Source organism: Hymenobacter sp. ISL-91, assembly GCF_018613725.1.
Taxonomy (GTDB): domain Bacteria; phylum Bacteroidota; class Bacteroidia; order Cytophagales; family Hymenobacteraceae; genus Hymenobacter.
The window spans coordinates 202,707-224,680 of record NZ_JAGGPS010000008.1; the positions used below are offsets into that span (position 1 = coordinate 202,707).

The 21,974-nt window shown below is 61.1% G+C and carries 25 protein-coding genes; 8 read left to right on the forward strand and 17 right to left on the reverse strand.

What is annotated here, in order from left to right; genetic code table 11:
* Positions 1–21: 21 nt before the first annotated feature.
* The 8 genes from J7E24_RS04460 to J7E24_RS04495 all read right to left on the reverse strand — a co-directional run bounded on the left by J7E24_RS04460 (position 22) and on the right by J7E24_RS04495 (position 6,974).
* Entirely contained in the window at positions 22–342 is a 321-nt protein-coding gene (locus J7E24_RS04460; protein ID WP_215135544.1) for a hypothetical protein, read from the reverse strand.
* Positions 343–566: 224 nt separating this feature from the next.
* Positions 567–986, reverse strand: coding sequence for a hypothetical protein (locus tag J7E24_RS04465; RefSeq protein WP_215135546.1), 420 nt, complete (start codon positions 984–986; stop codon positions 567–569).
* Between the two features lie 115 nt (positions 987–1,101).
* The gene (locus tag J7E24_RS04470) at positions 1,102–1,485 is read right to left on the reverse strand and encodes a hypothetical protein (protein ID WP_215135548.1); all 384 of its coding nucleotides are present in this window, start codon (positions 1,483–1,485) and stop codon (positions 1,102–1,104) included.
* 280 nt (positions 1,486–1,765) lie between these two features.
* On the reverse strand, positions 1,766–3,346 hold the full coding sequence (locus J7E24_RS04475; RefSeq protein WP_215135550.1) for a M56 family metallopeptidase: 1,581 nt from the start codon (positions 3,344–3,346) through the stop codon (positions 1,766–1,768).
* Complete coding sequence (locus J7E24_RS04480; protein WP_215135552.1) at positions 3,343–3,708, reverse strand: BlaI/MecI/CopY family transcriptional regulator; 366 nt, start codon at positions 3,706–3,708, stop codon at positions 3,343–3,345. Before J7E24_RS04480 ends, J7E24_RS04475 begins: the two co-directional genes overlap by 4 nt.
* A 163-nt stretch (positions 3,709–3,871) precedes the next feature.
* Positions 3,872–5,458, reverse strand: a complete 1,587-nt coding sequence (locus J7E24_RS17840; RefSeq protein WP_215135554.1) for an OmpA family protein — start codon at positions 5,456–5,458, stop codon at positions 3,872–3,874.
* A gap of 173 nt (positions 5,459–5,631) precedes the next feature.
* Positions 5,632–5,961: a chaperone modulator CbpM gene (locus J7E24_RS04490; protein ID WP_215135556.1), complete on the reverse strand. Its 330-nt coding sequence runs from the start codon at positions 5,959–5,961 to the stop codon at positions 5,632–5,634.
* A gap of 98 nt (positions 5,962–6,059) precedes the next feature.
* The gene (locus J7E24_RS04495) at positions 6,060–6,974 is read right to left on the reverse strand and encodes a DnaJ C-terminal domain-containing protein (protein WP_215135558.1); all 915 of its coding nucleotides are present in this window, start codon (positions 6,972–6,974) and stop codon (positions 6,060–6,062) included.
* A gap of 167 nt (positions 6,975–7,141) precedes the next feature.
* Here J7E24_RS04495 and J7E24_RS04500 point away from each other — a divergent pair, with 167 nt between their 5' ends.
* Complete coding sequence (locus J7E24_RS04500; protein ID WP_215135560.1) at positions 7,142–7,543, forward strand: DUF6799 domain-containing protein; 402 nt, start codon at positions 7,142–7,144, stop codon at positions 7,541–7,543.
* Between the two features lie 106 nt (positions 7,544–7,649).
* Here the strand turns inward: J7E24_RS04500 and J7E24_RS04505 are convergent, their stop codons facing one another.
* The 3 genes from J7E24_RS04505 to J7E24_RS04515 are packed head-to-tail and all read right to left on the reverse strand — an operon-like array spanning position 7,650 to position 9,130.
* Entirely contained in the window at positions 7,650–7,841 is a 192-nt protein-coding gene (locus J7E24_RS04505; RefSeq protein WP_215135562.1) for a hypothetical protein, read from the reverse strand.
* A gap of 27 nt (positions 7,842–7,868) precedes the next feature.
* A complete protein-coding gene (locus J7E24_RS04510; protein WP_215135564.1) occupies positions 7,869–8,243 on the reverse strand; it encodes a septal ring lytic transglycosylase RlpA family protein in 375 nt (124 codons plus the stop codon).
* 41 nt (positions 8,244–8,284) lie between these two features.
* Positions 8,285–9,130 (reverse strand): glycoside hydrolase family 25 protein, encoded by an 846-nt coding sequence (locus J7E24_RS04515; RefSeq protein ID WP_215135566.1) that lies wholly within the window; start codon positions 9,128–9,130, stop codon positions 8,285–8,287.
* A 133-nt stretch (positions 9,131–9,263) separates the two neighbouring features.
* On the opposite strand from J7E24_RS04515, the gene J7E24_RS04520 reads away from it, so the two are divergent.
* Positions 9,264–9,542, forward strand: coding sequence for a VF530 family DNA-binding protein (locus J7E24_RS04520; protein WP_215135568.1), 279 nt, complete (start codon positions 9,264–9,266; stop codon positions 9,540–9,542).
* A 308-nt stretch (positions 9,543–9,850) separates the two neighbouring features.
* Positions 9,851–10,174 (forward strand): hypothetical protein, encoded by a 324-nt coding sequence (locus tag J7E24_RS04525; RefSeq protein ID WP_215135570.1) that lies wholly within the window; start codon positions 9,851–9,853, stop codon positions 10,172–10,174.
* Positions 10,175–10,513: 339 nt separating this feature from the next.
* On the opposite strand, the gene J7E24_RS04530 is transcribed toward J7E24_RS04525, so the two are convergent.
* Positions 10,514–10,894 carry an Hsp20/alpha crystallin family protein gene (locus tag J7E24_RS04530; RefSeq protein ID WP_215135572.1) on the reverse strand — a complete coding sequence of 127 codons (381 nt, stop codon included), beginning with the start codon at positions 10,892–10,894 and terminating at the stop codon, positions 10,514–10,516.
* Between the two features lie 233 nt (positions 10,895–11,127).
* On the opposite strand from J7E24_RS04530, the gene J7E24_RS04535 reads away from it, so the two are divergent.
* Both J7E24_RS04535 and J7E24_RS04540 read left to right on the forward strand, forming a co-directional pair.
* The gene (locus tag J7E24_RS04535) at positions 11,128–11,775 is read left to right on the forward strand and encodes a hypothetical protein (RefSeq protein ID WP_215135574.1); all 648 of its coding nucleotides are present in this window, start codon (positions 11,128–11,130) and stop codon (positions 11,773–11,775) included.
* Positions 11,776–12,058: 283 nt separating this feature from the next.
* Positions 12,059–12,817 (forward strand): PPK2 family polyphosphate kinase, encoded by a 759-nt coding sequence (locus J7E24_RS04540; RefSeq protein WP_215135576.1) that lies wholly within the window; start codon positions 12,059–12,061, stop codon positions 12,815–12,817.
* A 176-nt stretch (positions 12,818–12,993) separates the two neighbouring features.
* Here J7E24_RS04540 and J7E24_RS04545 read toward each other — a convergent pair whose 3' ends face one another.
* The 5 genes from J7E24_RS04545 to J7E24_RS04565 form a co-directional block, all read right to left on the reverse strand.
* Positions 12,994–13,566: a GNAT family N-acetyltransferase gene (locus tag J7E24_RS04545; protein ID WP_215135579.1), complete on the reverse strand. Its 573-nt coding sequence runs from the start codon at positions 13,564–13,566 to the stop codon at positions 12,994–12,996.
* Positions 13,567–13,656: 90 nt separating this feature from the next.
* Positions 13,657–13,929, reverse strand: coding sequence for a phosphopantetheine-binding protein (locus J7E24_RS04550; RefSeq protein ID WP_215135581.1), 273 nt, complete (start codon positions 13,927–13,929; stop codon positions 13,657–13,659).
* Between the two features lie 38 nt (positions 13,930–13,967).
* A complete protein-coding gene (locus J7E24_RS04555; RefSeq protein ID WP_215135583.1) occupies positions 13,968–14,531 on the reverse strand; it encodes a biotin/lipoyl-binding protein in 564 nt (187 codons plus the stop codon).
* A gap of 147 nt (positions 14,532–14,678) precedes the next feature.
* Complete coding sequence (locus J7E24_RS04560; RefSeq protein WP_215135585.1) at positions 14,679–15,128, reverse strand: Rrf2 family transcriptional regulator; 450 nt, start codon at positions 15,126–15,128, stop codon at positions 14,679–14,681.
* A gap of 113 nt (positions 15,129–15,241) precedes the next feature.
* On the reverse strand, positions 15,242–16,099 hold the full coding sequence (locus J7E24_RS04565) for a pirin family protein (RefSeq protein ID WP_215135587.1): 858 nt from the start codon (positions 16,097–16,099) through the stop codon (positions 15,242–15,244).
* Between the two features lie 152 nt (positions 16,100–16,251).
* Here J7E24_RS04565 and J7E24_RS04570 point away from each other — a divergent pair, with 152 nt between their 5' ends.
* The 3 genes from J7E24_RS04570 to J7E24_RS04580 all read left to right on the forward strand — a co-directional run bounded on the left by J7E24_RS04570 (position 16,252) and on the right by J7E24_RS04580 (position 21,925).
* Positions 16,252–17,322, forward strand: a complete 1,071-nt coding sequence (locus J7E24_RS04570) for an NADH:flavin oxidoreductase/NADH oxidase (protein WP_215135589.1) — start codon at positions 16,252–16,254, stop codon at positions 17,320–17,322.
* 181 nt (positions 17,323–17,503) lie between these two features.
* Complete coding sequence (locus J7E24_RS04575; RefSeq protein WP_215135591.1) at positions 17,504–19,615, forward strand: M13 family metallopeptidase; 2,112 nt, start codon at positions 17,504–17,506, stop codon at positions 19,613–19,615.
* A 189-nt stretch (positions 19,616–19,804) separates the two neighbouring features.
* Complete coding sequence (locus tag J7E24_RS04580; RefSeq protein ID WP_215135593.1) at positions 19,805–21,925, forward strand: M13 family metallopeptidase; 2,121 nt, start codon at positions 19,805–19,807, stop codon at positions 21,923–21,925.
* Positions 21,926–21,974: the final 49 nt, after the last annotated feature.

Consider the following 21,974-nt stretch of genomic DNA (forward strand, 5'->3'; position numbering starts at 1 on the left):
ATCAATCAGCTGGAAAGTAGGTTATTTTTTCATAACCCGGGTAGGAGCACCGGCTTTTATGCTGGGCCCCTGGGTGCGGCGCTTGGCTTGGGCCTTGCGCCGCAGTTTCCAACGACGCACAGGCCCCAGCTTCTTCATTTTTTTGCGGGCACCTCCCTTGTAACTCATGTAGTTGGGACGGCCCTTGCGCGGGGCACGCCGGAAAAAGCCGCCCTCGGCCGCGGCCGGAGCCAGTAGCACAGTACCGCTTGTAGCAGCGTACATCTTGGTAGTAGCGCGGGCTGGTGCCGGATCCAGCATCATGGCAAAAGCCAGCAACAGGAAAAGTAATGTTTTGAACATATAGAAGAAGGAAAGGGTGAATGGAAGGGCCTGTTAAAGTTGTTTTCGTCGCTTCGAAGGCGAAGTATTTAACTCACAATGAAGGTAAACGAAAATCAGGCACTATAAAAATTCATCTTTCCACGAATATTTTGCACAGTCTATATGAATGGCAAATAATTGTATTTTTTATAAGTAATCTGAATAGAAGTGATTAGGATAGTGCAAAAAAAGTGTCCGGCTGCTTATCGGCGCGAGCGAAGCCAGCGTACGGCTTCACCTTCGTCGGTGAATTGATGCACCGAGCAGTCGTTGCCATGGGTGTGGGGCATAGCAGGCAACGTATCATCTTGGGCGTCTTCGAGTTGGTAGGGGGCTACCAGGAAAGCCAGAAACACATGGCGGCCCATATGCTGCCGCAGCGTAGGGTAGAAATGGTCCGTCAGCCAATGCACGTCGCCTAAATCTACACGTATGCGGCGGCGGGAGTCAATCAGCCAGCAATGGCAGGCGCTGCAGGAGTTGGCATGGCGCAACAGCAGCTGGTAGCCTGCCCGCAGCTCGCCCGAAGTTGTAGGCCGGAGCCAGCGGGCCGCAATAATACCCAGGTCGGGCCGATGAGTGAGTTCCAGGAAATCGGCAAGCGAAGCGGTGGCAATGGACATGCTGAGAAAATCAAGTGAACCCGGCCTACTGCCGTATGCACCCGGCAGTTTCGGCAGTAGCTGCGGGCCCGGCAAGCATTGCCCAAGCCCTAAATAGCGCTATTGTAGCAGCCGGTTAGTGCTGTACGTGCGGGGCCGGCGGCATAGGAGTTACCGGCACCTCTACCGGCCGAATGTCGTAGCGGCGGTTGAACTCGGCTACGCCCGCCGAAGCCACGTTGCGCTTGGTAACCACAATCATCACGCCTTCGGTGGCCGTGTCGCCGAAAATCCGGACTGCTTCCGCCCCCTTTACCACGTTCACCGAGGCAATAGTGCGGCGGTTGAGCTCATCAATAGTTTTTTTATCGGTGAGCTGCCCATCCAGAAAATACAGGCTGGGCGCGGCTGCTACGCGCGTTTCGGCCGCACCTGCCGGCTGGCTCTGGGCCCGTGCAACACCGGCTACACTGAGAGCGGCCGTGACAAGCACCGCGCCGACTAATAGGGAAAACGACATATATAAGCGCTAAGAATGAGGACTATACCCGATGGATACCAACGCCAGCGTCGCGGTTGCACAAAGCCCCGCAACGCTGGTATAAACTCCTGAAGCAGTCGTTTATTTTGTGGAGTATTTAGTCCCTACGAAAATCAGGCCCAATTGGACGCCCCCGTTATTTTTAGTGCTGTCTGATATGAAACCAATGGCGCCGATGGTGTGGCGGCAGCCGCGCCTGAACCACGAAGGCGTTGTGTCTTGGGCGGCTTGGGGTCAAAGTCTGCGCAAGCGAAATATGCTACTTGGTACTGATAAGTATGGCTCCCTTGGCTCCTTTCTCCCCATACTTCTTGGTGGCCTGTTCGGCGTCAAGCACATACACTGCCTTAATCTGCTCTGCAGGTATCTTGAGGCGTTCAGCCACCGTTTCTTCGCCGTTCACAATCAGCAGCCGGCCCTGCAGGTCGTCTGTCGTGAGGCGCTGGCCAGAAGTAGCTAGTTGTATAAGGCGCTGGGTTTCCGGGCTAGCTGGGGTATTCACAATGGCATGCTTGCGCATGAAAGCCTGCACTTCGGGGGAGTTCTTGTTTTGCTTTGTGATTATCAGAATGGTCCCGTTGACAGCTTCTTGGCCAAAGGCCTTCAGGGCCGCATCACGCTTAAGCACGTTCATGCTTTCAATCAGCTTGGGGTCCAGCTTATTCAGCTCTGCCTGGCTGATGCGCTTCCCATCGAGGAAAATCAGCGGATCACCGGTTTGGAGTGGCTGCCCCTTTTCGTCGAATAGCACCTCGGTCGGGCGGCGGCCGACGGCAATCTGGGCTTTGTAGCGCAGGTTGCTGCCATCATTGGCCCGCACCTCCGTCAGGCCGATAAGCCGGTAGCCGGGGTACTGCTGAACGATGTAGGCCAGCGCAGCCGGTGGCAAGGCGCTTATAGGAGCTTGCTTTTCTATATCAATTACTACAGCTTCCAAACCAGCAACCGGTACCACCGTGGGCGCCGCAGTCGAGGCGGCGGTGGCAAACAGCAGGCCGGCGGCAAGTGGCACTACAGCTACATAGCGCAGCAGATGGCGGGATGCAGATGGTTTCGTATTCATCATGGCAATGCGGGTTTTAAGAAGGTGGAAGTTGAAGTGACAGACTATTTCGTTGGCCGGGCCGCGTACTATGCTCTGATGCAGCAGCGCATACTGGTAGGCTTTGGCATCGTGGGCCTGGGTTTGCAGCACCCGGTAATCGGCCTGGAACTCGAGGTTTTCGTGCAGAGCCCGACGCAGCAGCCACCCACCCGGGTTGAACCAGTAAAACACGAGGCTCAGCTGGGCCAGCAGGATATCCATCGTATGCCAGAGGCGCACATGCTCATGCTCGTGGGCCAGAATGGCGGGCAACTCGGCGGCCGGGTGCCGGTCTGGATTCAGATACACGGTTTGCCAGAATGCGAAAGGCATTACCGACCCGCTCAGGCGGCGAAAGGACCAGCCGTGCAGCGCCTGCGGCCGGGCCTGGCGGTGTAAACGGTACACGGCCAGCAACTGTATCAGCAGCCGTAGCCCAAACAATACCACGCCGGCCCAGTAGGCCACCAGCAGCCAGTTGGTAGCGGCCGGCGCGGCCGTTGGGGAGGGCAGCGCCAGCCCCGACCACTCGGCCGGCAGGCGCAGCAGTTCTGCCGGCCGCGGCGCGGTACGGGCCAGCCAGCCGCTGAAATCCAGGAGCGGGTAGGTGGGCGCGAACAGCAGGGCAAAGAGCAGGAAGGCCCGGTTCAGCCCGAAAAACGTAAGCCGCCGCAGCCCCAGATAATACACGGCGCAGAATAGCACCAGCGCCCCATTTACCTTCAGCAGGTAGGGCAACAGCTCAGGCGCACTCATTTCGGTGGGCCGTTTTCAATCATGCGCACTATTTCCTTCAGCTCCTCGGCACTGATTTTCTGCTCCTTGGCAAAGAAGGAAACCAGCTCCTTATAGGAGTCGCGGAAATAGTCGCCCACGAAGGTGCCCAGAAACCGCTTCCGGTATTCCTCGGCCGCAATGGCGGGCGTAAAGCGGAAGGTGTTGCCCAGCTTCTCGGCGCTGAGGTAGCCCTTGCGCTCCAGGTTGCGCACCGTGGAGGCCAGCGTGGTGTAGGGCGGCCGGGGCTCGGGCAGCTGCTCCAGCACCTCCTTAATAAAGCCGCCCTGAAGGTTCCAGAAAATACGCATGGCATCTTCCTCGGGTTGGGTAAGTCGTTCCATAAGAGTTATTACGATTTTTTCGTAATTGTACGAATAATTCGTAATAGTAGATAATATTTTGCTGAAATATTTTTTCATCAGCCTTTACTAACCTTCCCAATACCCCACAAAAAAGCAGCCCACTCAAACGAGCGGGCTGCTTTTTACTTTACCAGAGCCGGAATTACTTGCGGCGCGGAGCCGGCTTACGAACCGGGGCTTTCTTCACCGGAGCAGCCTTGGGAGCTACGGCTGGGGCCTCCGTCATCTCGGGAGCCTGGCCATACTTCTCTACGGCTGGGTTCGGGTCGCCGGGCAGGTACACATCGAACTCGACGCGACGGTTGAGGGCGCGTCCGGCATCGGTGGTGTTGCTGGCAATCGGCTTGGCTTCGCCGTAACCCTTCGACACGATGCGGTCGGCGGGTACGCCTTTGCTGAGCATATAAGCGCGAGCCGAGGCAGCACGCTCATCCGACAGACGCAGGTTGTAGTTGTCCTCACCCTTGCTGTCGGCGTGGGCCGAAATGCTCAGGAAATAGTCAGGGTAGTCCTGCATGATTTTCGACAGCGCATCGAGGGTCGGGTACGACGAAGGCTTCAGGGCCGCCTTGTTGAACTCGAACTGGATGAACTTGGTGGCTTCCTGCAGACGCTTCTTCTCCTCTACTTTCATCTCGGGGCAGCCTTTGTTCGAGGCTGGGCCCGGACGGGCAGGGCAACGGTCAAGGTAATCCGGAACGCCGTCACCATCACCATCAAGCGGGCAACCAGTGGCATCTACCTGCACACCGCTCGGGGTGTCTGGGCACTTATCTGCGCTATCGATTACACCGTCGTTATCGGCATCAGGGCAACCCTGCAGGGCCGCTTTGCCGGGAGTATCGGGGCACTTGTCTTCGCTGTCGCGTACGCCGTCACCGTCGCGGTCGGGGCAGCCTTCGAGGGCTGCTACGCCGGCTTCAGTCGGGCACTTGTCCTGGTAATCCGGAACGCCATCCTTGTCTCCGTCGAGCGGGCAACCATTCAGGTCGACGGCTACGCCAGCCGGCGTGCCGGGGCACTTGTCTTTCTTGTCCGATACACCGTCGCCATCCTCATCGGCCATTTTGCCGAGGTTGAAGCTCAGGCCCAGCTTATGTTGCAGGTACCGGTCGTTGAGGTCGCCAACATTGGTAATACCGTCCACCTGATCGGTGAGCGGGTAGTGCTGACCAGTCTGAACGAACAGGCCCACAGCGGGCGAGAAGTTGAACTTGATGCCGGCAGCAGCCTGAATGTCAAACGCGTACACGTCTGAGTTGCTAACTAGCCGGTCGTTGATGTCGTACAGGTCGGGGCTGGCGAAGAATACGCCGGGCTGCACTACCAGGTAAGGCGCGATGAACGCGTCTTCCTTCAGTGCCCAGCCGTTGTTGAGCTTCAGCTTAATGGGTACACCTACGTTCACCACGTTAGCATCGAAGCGCCGGATGGCGTACTGCGTGTTCTTCGGATAGTCGGCCGAGAACTTCATGTCGCCGTAGCTCAGATCCAAGCCAATGTCGAGGCCGGGCGCAATGTAACGGCTTACTGTCAGGCCCAGACCGTACTCTACTTTGTCCTGCTTGAACCACTCCGACCCCAGGTCGCCGTGGTATTGCAGCCAGTTGTAGTAGACGCTGATGTTGGTTTTACGGTCGGCCGTTTGGGCCTGGGTTAGTTGGGGGGCCAGCGTACAGGCCGTTATACCCAACGCCAGCACCTTCGAAAAGGGAATGCGTGGAAGCATATAGAAAGGGAAAAAGTGACGGGAGAGTGCTCTGCGGACGCAGAATGAGTTTCTATACTTGCTCAAGAGCGAAAAAGTTGTCTATCTATAGATGAGCTTGTATATAACCAAGATTTATACTATAACTAATTGATTCATAGTCAATAGTGGAGATTTTTGCATGGCAAAGCAGCCTACTGGTCAAAGTCGAGCAAAGGGCCTCTGCCGCCCAGAAAGGCTTCCAGCTGCTGCACTCGGGCCCGCTGCCGGCGCACTTCCTGCTGCAGTTGCTCCAGCTGGCGGTGCATGTTCAGCACTACGTCGAGGCTGGCTTTGCCCAGGCCTAGCTCCCGGTGCAGGCGGGCAAGGCGGGCTACGCGCTCAGGCTCTTCGCGCAGGGCGTCGGGTACGTCGGGAGCCGGATGCAGTAAGCCATAGCGCACAAACTCGCGCACTTCGGTTTCGCTCAGCCCGTAGCGCACCCCGCATTCGCGGAAGGTAATTGTAATAATAGCCGCTTCCATATCTTTCTCTTTTAAGCTGTTAGGTACTAGGTGTTGGCTGCTGGCTTTCGTGCTGATTGTGTTTTTTAGTCGAAAAGCGAGTAGCCAACAGCCTGAAATCAGGCCCGCAACTGCGCCAGCTGCCGAAACAGCGTCTTTTCCTGCTCCGTTAGGTGCTGGGGCAGGCTAACGGAGAGGCGCAGGTACAGGTCGCCGAACTGGCCGGACTGCCGGTATACCGGAAAGCCCTTGCCACGCAGGCGCAGGCAGGTACCATTCTGGGTTTCGGGCTTGATGTTGATTTTGACGGCCCCTGACAGCGTTTCCACCGTTTGCTCGCCGCCCAGCAGGGCCGTGTACAGGTCCACTGGCACGTCCATGGTCAGGTCGTTGCCGGTGCGGGCGTAGCGCGGGTCGGGCCGGATGTGGAGCGTGATGTAGAGCGAGCCCGCCGGGCCACCGCTACGGCCCGGCCCGCCCTGGTCGCGCAGCCGGATAACCTGCCCGTCCTCAACGCCCGGCTGAATGGTGAGGCGCAGGTTTTTACCATTGACGGTGAGCGTGCGCGGCCCGCCGCGGTAGGCATCTTCCAGCATCAGCTCCAGCTCGGCCTGGTAGTCCTGGCCGGCGCGCGGGCGGTTACCGCCCCCGCCGCTACCGCCCATGCCCCCAAACATGGAGCCGAAAAAGTCGGAGAAGTCGGCCCCGCCGAACGGGTCGGCGCCACCCGCGCCGCCCCCGCCCTGCGCGTACTGCGACCAGTCGAAGCCGCCCGGGCCGCCGCCCGCCCGGCCGCCGCCTTGCTGGTAGCGTTGGTAGTCGGCGCCCAGCTGGTCGTATTTCTGGCGCTTTTCGGGGTCGCCGAGCACTTCGTTGGCCTCGTTGGCTTCCTTGAACTTGCGCTCGGCTTCGGCGTTGTTGGGGTTCACGTCTGGGTGATACTGACGCGCCAGCTTGCGGTAGGCCTTTTTTATCTGGTCCTGCGTGGCCTTTTTATCGACGCCCAGCGTCTTGTAATAGTCTTTGTAATCCACGAGCGAGTAGAGCGGAAAGGCAGAAGAAAAACCGGCCCGAATTTGGTAGAAAGCAGGCCAGTCAATACTTTAGAACGAACTCAGCCCGTTGTGGGTTACCCTCGCATTGCCGGCGCCCGCCGGTCTTTTCTCCACCCATCCACCACCACCCCAGTACCGCTTGCTTTATGAAATTTCTCGCTACTCTCGCGGCCGTAATGCTGCTGGCCGGTACGCTGGCTGCTCAGGCCCAAACCAAAACCCCACCCGCTCGGCGCAGCGTGCAGCCCAAGGCCCGCGTGGTGTCCAATGGGGCCACCATGAAGGATGGCTTCCTGATGAAAGATGGTAAGGTGCTCGAAACCCGCAATGCTCACACCGGTGCCATTACGGCCGAATCGGCGTTGGTAAACGGCACCAAAGTGCAGCCCGACGGTACCGTAATGATGGCCGACGGCACCACCGTACGCCTGCAGGAAGGCGACTATATGTCGCTGACCGGCCGTATGACCACCCGCGCCATGAAGGCCGAGCAGGACAGCCTGCAGCAGGTGCAGGTAATGAAGGCCAAGGGCAAGAAGAAGCGGTAACTGCCGCTTCGAAACGCTGACGTATCAGCAACATGAAAGAAGGGGCCGGCTTTGCTTACGCATGGCCGGCCCCTTCTTTCATGTTGCTGATAGCCGCTGTTGAACGCTAGTGGCTGTAATCCTGGAAGATGAGGGCTACCTCGGCCTCGTTGGGCGCTTCCACGATTTCGTTGATGACGAACTGCACCTCGTCTTCGCTCCAGCCTTCGTCTTCGGCCGCCTTGATGAAGGCGCTAAGCTGTGTGAAACGGTCGGCCTCGGCGGGAGCCGTCCAGCGGATTTTTTTACGGATGCGCATAAGATAGGAGTGGTAAGACGAGCCCGATTAGCGGGCTTTACGAATGACTTTCAGCGTTACCGGGGCCACGCCGTTGTCGACGATGTCAATCTTGCGGGCCGCTTTCTTCGATAAATCGATGATGCGGCCTTTCACGTGCGGGCCCCGGTCGGTTACGACTACTTTCACCGAGCGGTTGTTGCGCGGGTTGGTTACGCGTACCCGGGTGCCGAAGGGCAGCGTTTTGTGCGCCGCCGTAAGCTGGCCGGCGCGGTACACGGTGCCGCTGGCCGTGCGGCGGCCCTCAAACTTATCGGCGTAGAAAGAGGCCTTGCCTGACTCGGTGAAGGCCCCGGTGCCCGCGCAGCCGGCTAGCAGCAGCCCGGCCCCGCAGCACCCCGCAAGTCGAAAAAAGAGATGCATAGCAGTCAGGTTAAAAGCTTCATGATACGGCGGCTGGGTCTTTATGGCCGTCGTTTCGGCGGAATCCGTAGGGCCTGCAGCCGCTCAAAGCTACCCTGAAACACATTAAAGTCGACCGGCCCCCGGATGCCGGGCACGTACGACTCGTCGGAGTGCTGCCAGATAATCCAGCGGCTGGCCGGTAGCCGGGGCTGGTCGACTTCGTAGTGGGCCAGCCACAGCGGGTAGTCATCAAAGTGGCCTGCCAGGTGGCGCTGGTAGAAGCCGTAGTTGGAGTACAGAATAGGCCGCACGCCGTAGTGGCGCTCTACCAGCCGCAGCCACAGGGCCACGCCGCGCCGCATCTGGGCCACATCATGAAAATTGGCGTGCTCCACGTCGAGCACCGGGGGCAGGTCGCCGGGGCCGAGGGGCACGGTGCGCGTGAACAGGCTGGCCTGCTTGGTGGGGTCGGATTTGGGATGGAAGTAGTGGTAGGCCCCGCGGAAAACGCCCGCCGCCCGCGCCCCGCGCCAGTTGCGCTCAAAGCGCGGGTCGCGCAGGGTGCCGCCTTCGGTGGCCTTAATAAACGCAAACCGCACTTGGTTGCTGGCTACCACCGGCCAGTCGATGCGGCCTTGGTAAGACGATACATCGATGCCGTGGACTGCATATCCGGCCCGAAGCGGGGTTTTTTCTTGGCCCGTGAGCGAGCTGGTGCGCAATGTGGCGTAGGCCCGGCGGGCATAGCGGTTGAGCTGTGTGGCGTAGCGGCCGTAAAAGCCCAGGCCCACCAGCAGCAGTCCGGCCAGCAGCCAACCCGCCCACCGCGGCTTGGGCTTCCGCCGCCGGGCAGGGCGCGGCTGGCGCGAGCGGGCCGACGAGGAGGAGGAGGACGTAAGGGGCATAGAACCGACAACGGTACGTGGGCAAAGATAACGACCCGCGCTGGCCGGTTGGTGCCCCGGCTCCCGAAAACACCCCGCGAATTGGGTGCAACCGCCGGTTTTTTCGCACCTTCGGCTTCTCAATTTCCTTGCTATGTCTCAACCATCCCGCCCTTCCGCCTCCGATGCCCGCGACGAATCGGGCCACCTGATCCGGGAGTTGCACGGCATTACGCTGGCCCAGATTCTGGAGTACCTGGTGGCGGCCTACGGGTGGCCCGGGCTGGACAGCCGCATCCGGATCAACTGCTTTTCGGTGGACCCCAGCATCAAATCCAGCCTCACCTTCCTGCGCCGTACGCCCTGGGCCCGCGCCAAGGTCGAGGCGCTTTACATCGAAACCCGCACGGCCGAGCTACGCAAGGCCAGATAACTAACCCAAGCTGCGCAGTAAGTCTATTAGCACGATGTAGGGGCGGGGCTTGTCCCCGCCCGCCGCCCAAACAGCACGTTAAACGATTATTGAAAGGTTCCTAAATGCCTCGTTCAATGGCGGGCGGGGACAAGCCCCGCCCCTACATCGTGCTAATAGACTTACTGCACAAGGATAGGTAACTGTCTGTCTGCTCAGTAATTAGGCGCTTGTCTCCGCTTGTCTCAGCAAACCCGACTTTTGGCCTCCACCATCCTCCAGGTAGCGGAGCCCGGCTTCTCATATCCTAGACCACCTATTTCCCTTCCATGGCTGAACTCAAGCAGAAAACCGGGCCGCTGGCTTTTTTAGTGGGGGCGGGGCTGTTCGTAGCCTTCGAAACGGTGGCCTACTACCTGCTGAAGTTTGCTACTTCGGGCCTGGGTATGGCCAATCAGCTGCAGCCCGAAAACACCATTGTGAGCAACTGGGTGAAGACGGTGGTGTTTCTGCTGCTGCATCTGACGCTGGTGGTGGTGGCCGTGCTGGTGCTCAGCAACCGGATGCCGCGCCGCCTGAGGGGCCAGCTCATGGGTTGGTTCTACCTCTCGCTGCTCGTGGGCTTCGCACTGCTGGTCCCGCTCTTCTCCTGATTTCTGCTGCGGGCCTTACTCAACCCAAGTTGCGCAGTAGGTCTATCGGCACGGTGTAGGGGCGAGGCTTAGCTGCGCTGTCCTGCGGGTGTCCCCGCCCGCCGTTCGCGCCGTTTCAACGAGGCATTGAGGGACATTTCAACAATCGTTTAACGTACCGTTTGGGCGGCGGGCGGGGGCACCCGCAGGACAGCGCAGCTAAGCCCCGCCCCTACACCGTAATTCGCAACTTGGGTTAGCTAGCCTCTAGGCTGAAACCCATAAAAAAAGCCACTGCAAAGGCAGTGGCCAGATGAAACATGGGCCGGTCGGTCCCGGCGTTATAACGTAATGCGCGGCTTAGCGCTGCCTGATGTCGATTTCGCGCGGCTCGTCGTTGGCCGCGTACGGGATGCGTACAAGCAGCTCCGAGCCTTCAAACACCGCATCGATGCGGCTGGCATTGAGGCCGGCCGGCAGGCTGAGGCTGTGGCTAAAGAGCGGCGCGGCCAGCTTATCGTCGGGCGTGTGCCGGAACTCGGCGTACACGGTAAGGGTATTTTCGTTGAGCACCACGTGGAAGCTCTGCGGATTGACCGACGGGAGGGCCACGCGGATAATGACGCCTTTCTCCCGCTTATCAACCCGCATGTGGGCCTGCGCGATGCCGCCACCCAAGGTGTTAAGCAGGTCGAGCTGGGGCGCAATGTTGCGGATAAATTCTTTGCTGATCAGGTTCATAAGATAGGTCCTTACAGGTGATGTGACTGACTTATTTCAAAAGTTGTACCAAGACTCTGGGGCCGACTTCGGTGGTCCGATAATGCCATAAAGTCTGATTGAGGTAGGATGTTTTGCGCTTTATCGGCCATTGTGTCGGGCGTATTTGGAGCCTGCTGTGCTCCTCATACGTGGCGGAAACTCCTGGGGCTGCGTACACAGGGGCAGCTGTCCAATTTCAGTCCCTTTGTGTTATGGAGCTCAACACCATTACTACTTCCCGCACAGCCCGCTACATCAGCCTCGGCGAACCGGGTGCCGATATTCAGCATGTGTGGTTTTGCCTGCACGGCGAAAGCCAGCCCCTGGCCAGCTTTGCTGCCCAACTCGTCAATTTCGATACGCCCGACCGCCTGCTGGTGCTGCCCGAGGGCCTCTCGCGCTATGCCCTGCCGGCCGGCCCCACCGAAACGCCCGTTACGGCCGCTTCGTGGTTTGCCCCCGATTCGCTGCTGCCCGACCTGGCCGACCTGACGACGTACCTCGACGAGTTGGCCGTTGACGTGCTGGCCAAGTGCCCCGCCAACGTACCCGTAACGGTGCTGGGCTACGGCCATGGCGCAGCGGCCGCCTGCCGCTGGCTGGCCAGCGGCCGCACCCACTACGACCGGCTGCTGCTGTACGCACCCGTTTTTCCGCCCTCCATCGACCGTCGCGCCACGCTCGTAGGCCTGCCCGAGCGCCCCGTTACCCTCATCTCAACGACCACCGAAGCGTTTACCCCCGAGGCTGCCGGGGCCGGGCTGCTGCAGGATTTGCGCGACGTGGGCCTGAGCGCCCAGCAACGCTATGTGTCCGAAGGCCCGCTTACGCTTGCCGCCCTGGGCACGGTAGGCAAGTAGGCCTAGTGGGCTCTACGCAGAACGACTGTAGCGCGAAGCCTCCGCTTTGCGTGAGTCCTGCTTAAATCAGGTTGCGAAGAACGTTGTAGGGGCGGGGCTTGTCCCCGCCCGCCGTTTGCGCCGCTTTAACGATAATCTCTCAACGGCGGGCGGGGACAGGCCCGGCCCGCCATTCGCGCCGGTTCAACGATAATCTTTCAACGGCGGGCGGGGCCTGTCCCCGCCCCTACAATGTTCTTCGCAACTTGGGTTGCCTATATAAGCCCAGCAGCAGATCAAGACAATGGCTGACATCGACCTTACCCAACTGCCAACCCGTGCGCCGGCCAGCGCCCGCAAAGCGGCCACCAAGCGGGCCAACAAAAAGCTTCGGCAGGAGCTGGTAGAGCTGCAGGACCGCCTCTATGCCGAGGGTCGCCACAGTGTGCTCGTCATTCTGCAGGGCCTGGATGCCAGCGGCAAAGACGGCCTGATCCGGCGCGTATTCAGCGGCATCAACCCGCAGGGGGTGCGGGTGTATTCGTTCAAGGAGCCCACTGAAACCGAGCTGGCCCACGATTTCCTATGGCGTATCCATCAGCAAGCACCGGCCCGTGGCATGCTGCAGGTGTTCAACCGCTCGCAGTACGAAGACGTGCTCATTACCCGCGTAGAGGGGCTAATCGACGAGGCGGAGGCCCGGCGGCGCTTTACGGCCATCAATAACTTCGAAAAGCTGCTGCAGCAGGCCGGCACCACGGTACTCAAGTTCTACCTGCATGTGTCGGAGGAAGAGCAGACGGAACGGTTGCAGGAGCGCACCACCGACCCCGCCAAACGCTGGAAATACGAGGCCGGCGACGAACAAAAGGCCCGGCAGCGGCCCGAATACCGCGCCGCGTACGAAGACGTGTTCCGCCACTGTAGCCCCGCCAGCTGCCCCTGGCACATCGTGCCCGCCGACCAGAACTGGTATAAAGCGCACGTTGTGGCCCAAACCCTGCGCGATGCCCTTGTGGCCCTCGACATGCAGTACCCGACAAGCAGGAAGGTGAAAAAGTGAAAAAGTGAAAAGTAAACCGGCTGTCATTCTGAGCGAAGGCGCAGCTGTAGCCGAAGAATCCCGCGTGCAATGGTAATCCTGTCGTCAGGAGTTAGCACATCGGTAGAGATTCTTCGACTACGGCTGCGCCTTCGCTCAGAATGACGTACTTTTTCTCACTTCTCACTTCTCACTTCTCACTTCTCACTTCTCACTTCGTTCTTATCCGCCTCCGTTACGTTCCGGCCAAACAGGTGCCGGCCTTCGGTGTCGGGGGCCTCGCTGATCTGGTGGAAGCCGTTGGCTTCGAGCGTGCGGCGGGCGGGCGCATTGGCGGGGGCAATACGGGCCGTGAGGTAGCGCACTAGTTCGGTGTCGGCGGCGTGGCGCACGAGGCCGGTCACCAGTTCGGCCCCCAAGCCCCGGCCCTGCCAGTCGGTGGCTACGGCAAACCCGATTTCGGCCGTCTCATCAACGGGCGGGCCATGGAAACCGCCGGTACCGATGAGCGTGTTGGCAGGCGTTTCGGTGCCGGCGCGCAGCAGGGCGTACCAGCCGTACCAGCCGGCCGCCTCGCGTCCGCCGGCCGTGAGCTGCTCCAGCGCGTGCTGCTGCACCTCCAGGTCGTATTCGGGTGGGGGCCAGTGCTGGGGCAGCTGCGCCCCCAGCAGCACCGGGAAGTAGTGCGGCTTGGCAGTTTCGGCAATCAGCAGGGCCCGGCTGGCGGCAATCAGCGTCAGGCGGGGCGTGTAGGTAATGAGTGGAATCATGCGAAAAGATACGCAACCGGCCCAGGTTAGGGTATAGCCGGGTTTGGGTTCGGGCTTTCATGCGCCATTACACCGGCTGGCGGTAGCGCCCTACCGGCTGCCCGCCGCCACGGCTACCGTCGTTTCGCTCAGGTGGTGGTCTACGCAGTCGAACACGTGCTGCACGGTGCGCAGGCGCTCCATTTCAGCGTCGGGTATTTCAATATGGAAGCGGTGCTCCAAGTTGATGGCCAGCTCCACCAGGTCGATGGAGTCGAGGCCGATGTCTTGCTGCAGGCGGGTGCCGGGGTGCAGCACCAAAGCCGGGTTGCGGCCCTTGCGCAGCAGCATCCGCTCTACCTGATACCGAATGAGATTTTCCATGAGAAAGTCAGAAAGCAAAAAAACAAACTATTAGGGCCCTACTCAACGTGGCTGAGTAGCGGCGTAGTATCGGGCGCAGGCAACGAAACCAGCTGGGCCACCGGCGAATCGGGCCGGAGCTGGTCGCCGGCATGGGCGGTGGGTGCCAGCACCTGGCCATCGGCTGGGGCTGTTACATATACAAAGTTGAACATGGGCACGGCCCGGGCCAGCTGCTCGCGGGTGGCGGCCAGCTGCGCCTGCGCTGCCTGCAGCTGCCCGGCCGGAGCCGCCTGGCGCTGCAGGGCCACATAAGCCTGCTGCTGCCGCTGCAACCGAAGCTGCAACTGCTGTTGCTGTACGCTGGGCTGCTTCTGCAGCAGTTTTAGCAGCAGCTGTCCGCGCCGCACCTGCTGGCCCACATGGTAGAACACTTCGTGCACCCGGCCGCTCTGGCCGGCCAGCAGCGGCTCGCCGGCCGCCGGGGCCGCTGGCGTGGGTGTTTGAGGCACCACTGCCGCAGAAACCGGGGCCGGACGAGGATGTGCAAGCCAGCGGGGAACCACAGTGCCGCCGGCCGCAAAGGCAAGCAGGAGCAGCCCCGCGCTAATTGATTTTTTCATGAGTTGAAACCAGCAGACCCTCAGGATATAGTATCCTGTTTGAGCCAGCCACCGGTAAAAAAGTTCTTCTGCGAAAAGGCCCTAAAGCCGGCAGAAATAAGATTCAAGGAAAGAGAACATGCCCGGTTATGGGCCAGTAGTGCGAAGTCAGGCCGAGCTTTGAGAACAGCAGTCGGCCAGCCGCTGGTGCAGCTGCTGCTGTAGCTGGGCCACCGAAACGGCTGCCAATGCCGTGCACATGGCCTCAATGGCGGGTCCAAACAGTCCTTCAAGTGTCAACTGCATTACCCGGCCCAGGTCGCACTTGTGGTTGGGGGTGGTGCTGCCTACCTGAAACAGGTCGGGCTCGGCCTGCTGCATAGCCCGGTACACATCGAGGAGCGAAATAGCGGCCGGCGGGCGGGCCAGCAGCGTACCGCCGCCCGCGCCGCGCTGGCTGCGTACCAGCCCCGCCGTGCGCAGCGTACCCAACAGCCGCCGCACCACCACCGGGTGCGTGCCAGCACTGCCCGCCAGCACATCCGACGATACCGGCTGCCCCGCCGAGTGCGCGAGGTAGGCCATAATGTGGGTGGCAACGGCAAAACGGGTGTTCATAGCCAGGTAAGTAACAGTTTCGGTTACAAATGTACGAAACCAAAATGATTGTGCGCAATCATTTTGGTTTCAGCCTACGCTTCCCTCGCCTGCCTTTTGGCCGTTTGTCTTATCTATTCGGTCCAGGTACCGAAAAGGCCCGCCTGATAATCCTGGTAAGCCTGCCGGATTTCGGCTTCGGAGTTCATCACGAAAGGTCCGGCCGCCACGATAGGCTCACGCAGTGGCGCGGCGTGGCCCAGCAGCAGCACAGTATCGTCGGTCAGGGCCTGGGCCTGCAGCTCGTTGCCGTCGGGGTTGAACTCCAGCAGCTGCCGGGCTTCGGCCTGCTGCCCATTCACGCGTACGCGGCCCCGGATGACGTAGCAGAAAATGGTGCGTGCGGCTGCAATCGGCAGGTGCAGCCGGCCGTTCTGCCGGAAATTAACGGTGGCCAGCGCCATATCGGTGAGCGGCTGCACGGCCCCCGCCTTACCGGCCCACTCGCCCGACACGGCGTGCACAGTTACGCGGCCTTCATCGAGCGAAACAGCCGGAATCTGCGGCTCCTGCAGACCGATGTAGCGGGGCTCGGTCATCTTGAGGCGGGCGGGCAGGTTGATCCAGAGTTGCAGAATTTCCAGTGGCCCGCCGGCTTGCTTGAACTCGTCGGACGAAATTTCAGAGTGAATCAGGCCCCGGCCGGCCGTCATCCACTGGATGCCGCCTGGCCCGATAACGCTGCGGTGCCCGCCCGAATCCTGGTGCATAATGTCACCTTCCAGGATAAACGTAACGGTTTCGAAGCCCCGGTGCGGGTGCGGTCCGAAGGGCAGGCCCCGGTTGTTGGCCGGATATACCTGCGGGCCGTGGTGGTTGAGAAACAGAAACGGGTCGAGGTGCTGCAGCGAGTTGGTGGGCAGCGCCCGGTAGGTCGTCAGGTCGGCAATGGGGGCGTTTTGGGCCTGATGAACGGTTTTAATGGTACGCATCGGGAGAGCAAATTAGAGAAGCGGATTGATTGCCGGAGCCGGTTGACCGTAGGAGAGCCAGCGGCGGCGAATAAAACGTTTACGACCCATTTTGTTATAACACTGGCTTTAGCCCGTTTATTTTCACCCCGGTTTTACCCTCAGTACGTCACATGATCCACTTGTTTCAGCCCTTCACCCAGCGCGGCCTTATGCTCCGCAACCGCCTCGTCATCTCGCCCATGTGCCAGTACAGCTCCGAAAACGGCTTCAGTACCGACTGGCACCTTGTGCATTTGGGTTCGCGGGCCGTGGGCGGGGCCGGGCTGGTGCTGCTCGAAGCGGCTGCCGTCGCGCCCGCCGGCCGCATCACCCCCGACGACCTCGGCATCTGGCAGGACGAGCACGTGCCCGGCCTGCGCCGCATCACCGACTTTATCCGCACCCAGGGCGGCGCTTCGGGCATTCAGCTGGCCCACGCCGGCCGCAAAGCCAGCCACAGCAGTCCCTGGAAAGGGGGTAAAGCGCTGGGCCCGAACGAGGGCGGCTGGACTACCGTGGGCCCCAGTGCCCTGGCCTTTGGCCCCGGTTACCCCACCCCCGAGGCCCTGGATATAGCCGGCATAGCCCAGATTGTCGAGGACTTCCGGCAAGCCACCCGCCGGGCCGTAGGGGCTGGTTTCGACGTGGTTGAGCTGCACGCCGCCCACGGCTACCTGCTACACGAGTTTATGTCGCCGCTCAGCAATGAGCGCACCGACGAGTATGGCGGCTCATTTGAGAACCGCGTGCGGCTGCTGCTGGAAGTGGTGGCGGCCGCCCGCGCCGAACTACCCGCCGACCGGCCGCTGTGGGTGCGCATTTCGGCCACCGACTGGACCGAAGGCGGCTGGACCGGCGACGACTCGGTGCGCCTGGCCCGCCTGCTCCAGGACGCCGGCGTAGACCTACTCGACTGCTCGACGGCGGCCAACGTACCAAAGGCCGACATTCCGGTGGGCCCCGGCTACCAGGTGCGCTTTGCCGAGCAGGTGCGCCGCGAAACCGGCCTGGCCACTGGCGCCGTGGGCCTCATCACCGATGCCCGACAGGCCGAGGAAATCGTGGCTTCCGGCCAGGCCGACGTAGTACTGCTAGGCCGTGAGTCGTTGCGCGATGCCTACTTCCCGCTGCATGCCGCTCACGAGTTAGGCGCCGACGTGCAGTGGCCGGTGCAGTACGAGCGAGCCAAACCGAGGCTGTAGAACGATGTAGGGGCGGGGCTTGCCCCCGCCCGCCGTTCACACCGTATCAACGATTATCGTTTAACGGCGGGCGGGGGCAAGCCCCGCCCCTACATCGTTCTACAGGCTAGTGGCGAACTTGGCTTGCAGCCTGCCAAGCAAAATCGCGACCTTATCCTACGCATTCTCTTTATCTTCCTGCATGAACAAACTTTCTACCCCTCACCGCGCCGGGGCAGCGGCCTTGATGCTGGCGCTGGCCGGTTGCGCTACTTCCCAGCCCGCGGCCGTTACCCAAACTGCCCCCGCCGCCTCAACGCCTACCGCCGCCGTTCAGGACCTGGGCCCCGGCCGCAGCATCAACCTGGCCGACATTGACCGCTCAATAGAACCCTGCGAGGACTTTTTTCAGTTTTCGGGCGGCAACTGGCTGCGCAACAACCCGGTGCCGGGCTACGCTTCCAGCTGGGGCCCGCGCAACCTGCTGAATGACCGCACCCAGGCCCGCCTGCGCCAGCTGCTCGAAGACGCTGCCTCCGACCGCGCTGCTGCCCCCGGTAGCAACCGCCAGAAAGTGGGCGACTTCTATGCCTCGGGCATGGACTCGACAGCCCTCGAACAGGCCGGCCTCAAATACCTCAAGCCCGAGCTGGCCCGCATTGCCGCCATCCGCGACCTGGCCGGCGTGCGTGCCGAAATTGCCCGCCAGCAGACGCTGGGCACCGGCGCGTTCTTTCGGGCCGGCGTCACGCCCGACCGCAAAAACAGCAGCCAGTACGTGGTGAGCATGAGCCAGGGCGGCCTGAGCATGCCCGACCGCGACTACTACCTGAAGAGCGACGCCCGCTCGCTGGCCGTGCGCACCGCCTACGTGCAGTACCTCACCAACACCTTTAAGCTGCTGGGCGAAAGCGAAACGGCCGCCGCCGCCAAAGCCAAGGCAGTGCTGCGCCTCGAAACCCGCCTGGCCAAAGCCAGCAAGGACCGCGTGGCCCTGCGCGACCCCTACGCCAGCTACAACAAGATGACGCTGGCCGAAGCCAACCAGAAGTTCCCCAACATGGGCTTGCCCGCGCTGCTGAAAACCAACGGCCTGGGCGCGGCCGCCGAGGTAATTGTGGGCCAGCCGGAGTTCTTCCAGGAGCTGAGCAACGTGCTGAAACAGACGCCGGTGGCCGAGCTCAAAACCTACCTCGACTGGCAGCTGGTATCGTCGCTGACCTCGGCGCTGCCCAAGGCCTTTGGAGAGGAGGCCTTCCGGTTTGCCCAGGTGCAAAGCGGGGCCCGGCAGCAGCCAGTGCGCTGGAAACGCATGCTGAGCGCCACCGACAACACTCTGGGCGAGGCCTTTGGGCAGCTCTACGTGGATGAGGCCTTCCCGCCCGACGCCAAGCAGAAGGCGCTGGATATGCTGGCCAATATCCGCGAATCGATGGCCGAGCACATCCGGACCAATACCTGGATGAGCGCGCCCACCAAGCAGGAAGCACTGAAAAAGCTGGCCGCCCTGCAGGTGAAAATCGGCTACCCCGACAAGTGGAAGGACTACTCGGCCCTCAGCATCTCGCGCGAGTCATACCTGAAAAATGTGCTGGCCGCCCGGCAGTGGAGCTTTCGGCAGAACGTGAGCAAGTTTGGCGGGCCGATTGACCGCACCGAGTGGGGCATGACGCCGCCCACTATTAACGCTTACTACAGCCCGCCGATGAACGAAATCGTGTTCCCGGCTGGCTACCTGCAGCCGCCCTTCTTCGACCCTGCGGCCGACGACGCGGTGAACTACGGCGCCATTGGCGGCGTAATGGGCCACGAAATCACGCACGGTTTCGACGACTCGGGCCGCAAATACGACTCGCAAGGCAACCTGCGCGACTGGTGGACACCGGCCGACGCGGCCGAGTTTACCAAGCGCGCCGGCATCGTGGGCACCCAGTACTCGGCCTTCTCGCCGCTCGATTCGGTGTACGTGAACGGTAAGCTGACCATGGGCGAAAACCTGGCCGACTTTGCGGGCCTCACCATTGTGTACGCCGCCCTCCAGAAGCAGCTTGATAAAACCTACGGCAAGGGTAAACGCCCGCTCATTGATGGGTTTACGCCCGAGCAGCGCTTCTTCCTGAGCTGGGCCCAGCTGCGGCGCACCAACATCCGCCCCGAAGCCCTGCGCCAGCAAATCCTCACCGACCCGCACTCGCCCGGCCAGTACCGCACCATCGGGCCCCTCATGAACATGCCCGAGTTCTACCAGGCCTTCGGTTGCCAGCCCGGCCAGAAAATGGTGCGCCCCGAAGCCGAGCGGGCGAAGATCTGGTAGCACCATAACGGATGATGAAAGAACTGTCATGCTGAGCGAAGGCGCAGCCGCAGTCGAAGCATTTCTAGTGCTTCGTTGCTGACAATAGAATTACCACTACGGTAGAGATGCTTCGACTCCGCTCCGTTGCGCTCAGCATGACAGTTCTCACTTCTTAATCCACCTCATAACCCTCCAATTTCCACCACTATGACCACTCAACGTACCCTGCTTCTTACACTTGGCACGGCCGCTGGCTTTGCCCTAGGCAGTTGCGCAAGCAGCACGCCGGCTACCACGGCCAGCACTACCCCGGGCGCCGCGCCGATGGCCGAGCCTACCGCCCAACTCGGCCCCATTATGCCCGGCGTGGGCCTCGACCCGGCCAATATCGACCCCTCGGTGTCGGCCTGCGAAGATTTCTTCCAGTATGCTTCGGGTACTTGGCTGAAGAACAACCCGGTGCCGGCCGCCGAGTCGCGCTGGAGTTCCTGGAATGGGCTCATCAACCAGAACGAGGCCGTGATGCGCCAGATTCTGGAGGAGTCGGCAGCTAATACAACGGCTACGAAAGGCTCGAACCTGCAGAAGGTGGGCGACTACTACGCCTCGGCCATGGACTCGGTGGCCATTGAGAAGGCGGGCCTCAAATACCTCAACCCCGAGCTGAACCGCATCAGCAGCATCAAGAACCTGAAGGACCTGCAGATGGGCCTCGTGCGGGCCCAGCAGCTGCAAACCCGCTCGGTGTTTGGGCTGGGCGTGAACCAGGACCGCAAAAAGAGCGACGAGTACGCCCTCTACCTGAGTCAGGGCGGCCTGAGTTTGCCCGACCGCGACTATTATCTGAAGGACGATTCGCGCTCGAAAACTATTCGGGCCGCTTATCTGGTGTACCTCAACAACACCTTTAAGATGATGGGCAGCACGCCCGCCGAAGCCGCTAAAAGTGCCGCTACGGTGCTGCGGCTCGAAACCCGCTTGGCTAAAGCCAGCAAAGACCGCGTAGCTATGCGCGACCCCTACGCCAACTACAACAAGATGAGCGTGGCCGAGGCCAGCAAGCAGTTTCCAAACCTGAACCTGCCCGCCATGCTGCCCGCCCTCAGCCTGGCTGCGGCCCAGGAGGTGATTGTGGGCCAGCCCGAGTTTCTGAAGGAAGCCAACGCGGCCCTGGTGCAGGAGCCGCTGCAGGACTGGAAAACCTATCTGCGCTGGCACTTGGTGAACTCTGTGGTTTCGGCTCTGCCCCAGGCCTATGTGAATGAGCAGTTCCGGTTTCAGCAGGTGCTGAGCGGGGCCAAACAGCAGCAGCCGCGCTGGAAACGTATGCTGCGAGCCACCGACGGCTCGCTGGGCGAGGCCTTCGGGCAGTTGTACGTGGATAAGGCCTTCAAGCCCGAAACCAAGGTGAAGGCCCAGCAGATGGTCGCCAACATCAAGGAAGCCATGGGCGAGCATATTCAGGCGCTGGAGTGGATGAGCCCGGCCACCAAGGAGGAGGCCATGAAGAAGCTCAACTCGTTCACCGTGAAAATCGGCTACCCCGATAAGTGGAAGGACTATTCGGCCCTCAATATTTCGCGCGAGTCGTACCTGCAGAACGTGCTGGCCGCCCGCGAGTGGGAAAGCAAGGACAACGTGAGCCGCTACGGCAAGCCCATCGACCGTTCGGTGTGGGGCATGACGCCGCCCACGGTAAACGCCTACTATAACTCCTCGCTCAACGAAATCGTATTCCCGGCCGGCATCATGCAGCCGCCTTTCTTCGACCCCAACGCCGACGACGCGGTGAACTACGGCGGCATGGGCGCCGTCATCGGCCACGAAATCACGCACGGTTTCGATGACCGGGGCCGGCAGTCGGACGCCCAGGGCAACCTGCGCGACTGGTGGACCAAGGAAGACGCCACCGAGTTCACGAAGCGCGCCGATATGGTGGGCGCTCAGTATTCGGCCTTCTCGCCCTTGGATTCGGTGTTTGTGAACGGTAAGCTGACGATGGGCGAGAACCTGGCCGACTTCGGCGGGCTGGCCCTGGCCTACTCGGCTCTCCAGAAGCAGCTCAAGCAGAAGTACGGCAGCACCCCGCCCATTCGCTACGACGGCTTCACGCCCGAGCAGCGCTTCTTCCTGGCCTGGGCCCAGGTGTGGCGCACCAACGCCCGCCCCGAATACCTGCGCCAGCAGGTGCTCACCGACTCGCACTCGCCGGCCCAGTACCGCACCAATGGCCCGCTCATGAACATGCCCGAGTTCTACGAGGCTTTCGGCTGCAAAGAGCCCGCGAAAATGGTCCGCAAAGAGCAGGAGCGCGCCAAAATCTGGTAACTTCTTTTGAGCTGTTAGCTGATAGCCTTTAAGTAGTGTTGCATAAGTA

What these genes read in the sequence shown, in the direction of transcription:
- J7E24_RS04500 (WP_215135560.1), top strand. Translation starts at nt 7,142, where the DNA reads ATGAAATTTCTCGCTACTCTCGCGGCCGTAATGCTGCTGGCCGGTACG.
- J7E24_RS04555 (WP_215135583.1), bottom strand. Translation starts at nt 14,531, where the DNA reads ATGAAAAAATCAATTAGCGCGGGGCTGCTCCTGCTTGCCTTTGCGGCC.
- J7E24_RS04545 (WP_215135579.1), bottom strand. Translation starts at nt 13,566, where the DNA reads ATGATTCCACTCATTACCTACACGCCCCGCCTGACGCTGATTGCCGCC.
- J7E24_RS04560 (WP_215135585.1), bottom strand. Translation starts at nt 15,128, where the DNA reads ATGAACACCCGTTTTGCCGTTGCCACCCACATTATGGCCTACCTCGCG.
- J7E24_RS04575 (WP_215135591.1), top strand. Translation starts at nt 17,504, where the DNA reads ATGAACAAACTTTCTACCCCTCACCGCGCCGGGGCAGCGGCCTTGATG.
- J7E24_RS04480 (WP_215135552.1), bottom strand. Translation starts at nt 3,708, where the DNA reads ATGGAACGACTTACCCAACCCGAGGAAGATGCCATGCGTATTTTCTGG.
- J7E24_RS04490 (WP_215135556.1), bottom strand. Translation starts at nt 5,961, where the DNA reads ATGGAAGCGGCTATTATTACAATTACCTTCCGCGAATGCGGGGTGCGC.
- J7E24_RS04540 (WP_215135576.1), top strand. Translation starts at nt 12,059, where the DNA reads ATGGCTGACATCGACCTTACCCAACTGCCAACCCGTGCGCCGGCCAGC.
- J7E24_RS04460 (WP_215135544.1), bottom strand. Translation starts at nt 342, where the DNA reads ATGTTCAAAACATTACTTTTCCTGTTGCTGGCTTTTGCCATGATGCTG.
- J7E24_RS04470 (WP_215135548.1), bottom strand. Translation starts at nt 1,485, where the DNA reads ATGTCGTTTTCCCTATTAGTCGGCGCGGTGCTTGTCACGGCCGCTCTC.
- J7E24_RS04525 (WP_215135570.1), top strand. Translation starts at nt 9,851, where the DNA reads ATGGCTGAACTCAAGCAGAAAACCGGGCCGCTGGCTTTTTTAGTGGGG.
- J7E24_RS04505 (WP_215135562.1), bottom strand. Translation starts at nt 7,841, where the DNA reads ATGCGCATCCGTAAAAAAATCCGCTGGACGGCTCCCGCCGAGGCCGAC.
- J7E24_RS17840 (WP_215135554.1), bottom strand. Translation starts at nt 5,458, where the DNA reads ATGCTTCCACGCATTCCCTTTTCGAAGGTGCTGGCGTTGGGTATAACG.
- J7E24_RS04520 (WP_215135568.1), top strand. Translation starts at nt 9,264, where the DNA reads ATGTCTCAACCATCCCGCCCTTCCGCCTCCGATGCCCGCGACGAATCG.
- J7E24_RS04570 (WP_215135589.1), top strand. Translation starts at nt 16,252, where the DNA reads ATGATCCACTTGTTTCAGCCCTTCACCCAGCGCGGCCTTATGCTCCGC.
- J7E24_RS04475 (WP_215135550.1), bottom strand. Translation starts at nt 3,346, where the DNA reads ATGAGTGCGCCTGAGCTGTTGCCCTACCTGCTGAAGGTAAATGGGGCG.
- J7E24_RS04550 (WP_215135581.1), bottom strand. Translation starts at nt 13,929, where the DNA reads ATGGAAAATCTCATTCGGTATCAGGTAGAGCGGATGCTGCTGCGCAAG.
- J7E24_RS04530 (WP_215135572.1), bottom strand. Translation starts at nt 10,894, where the DNA reads ATGAACCTGATCAGCAAAGAATTTATCCGCAACATTGCGCCCCAGCTC.
- J7E24_RS04465 (WP_215135546.1), bottom strand. Translation starts at nt 986, where the DNA reads ATGTCCATTGCCACCGCTTCGCTTGCCGATTTCCTGGAACTCACTCAT.
- J7E24_RS04565 (WP_215135587.1), bottom strand. Translation starts at nt 16,099, where the DNA reads ATGCGTACCATTAAAACCGTTCATCAGGCCCAAAACGCCCCCATTGCC.
- J7E24_RS04510 (WP_215135564.1), bottom strand. Translation starts at nt 8,243, where the DNA reads ATGCATCTCTTTTTTCGACTTGCGGGGTGCTGCGGGGCCGGGCTGCTG.
- J7E24_RS04580 (WP_215135593.1), top strand. Translation starts at nt 19,805, where the DNA reads ATGACCACTCAACGTACCCTGCTTCTTACACTTGGCACGGCCGCTGGC.
- J7E24_RS04515 (WP_215135566.1), bottom strand. Translation starts at nt 9,130, where the DNA reads ATGCCCCTTACGTCCTCCTCCTCCTCGTCGGCCCGCTCGCGCCAGCCG.
- J7E24_RS04535 (WP_215135574.1), top strand. Translation starts at nt 11,128, where the DNA reads ATGGAGCTCAACACCATTACTACTTCCCGCACAGCCCGCTACATCAGC.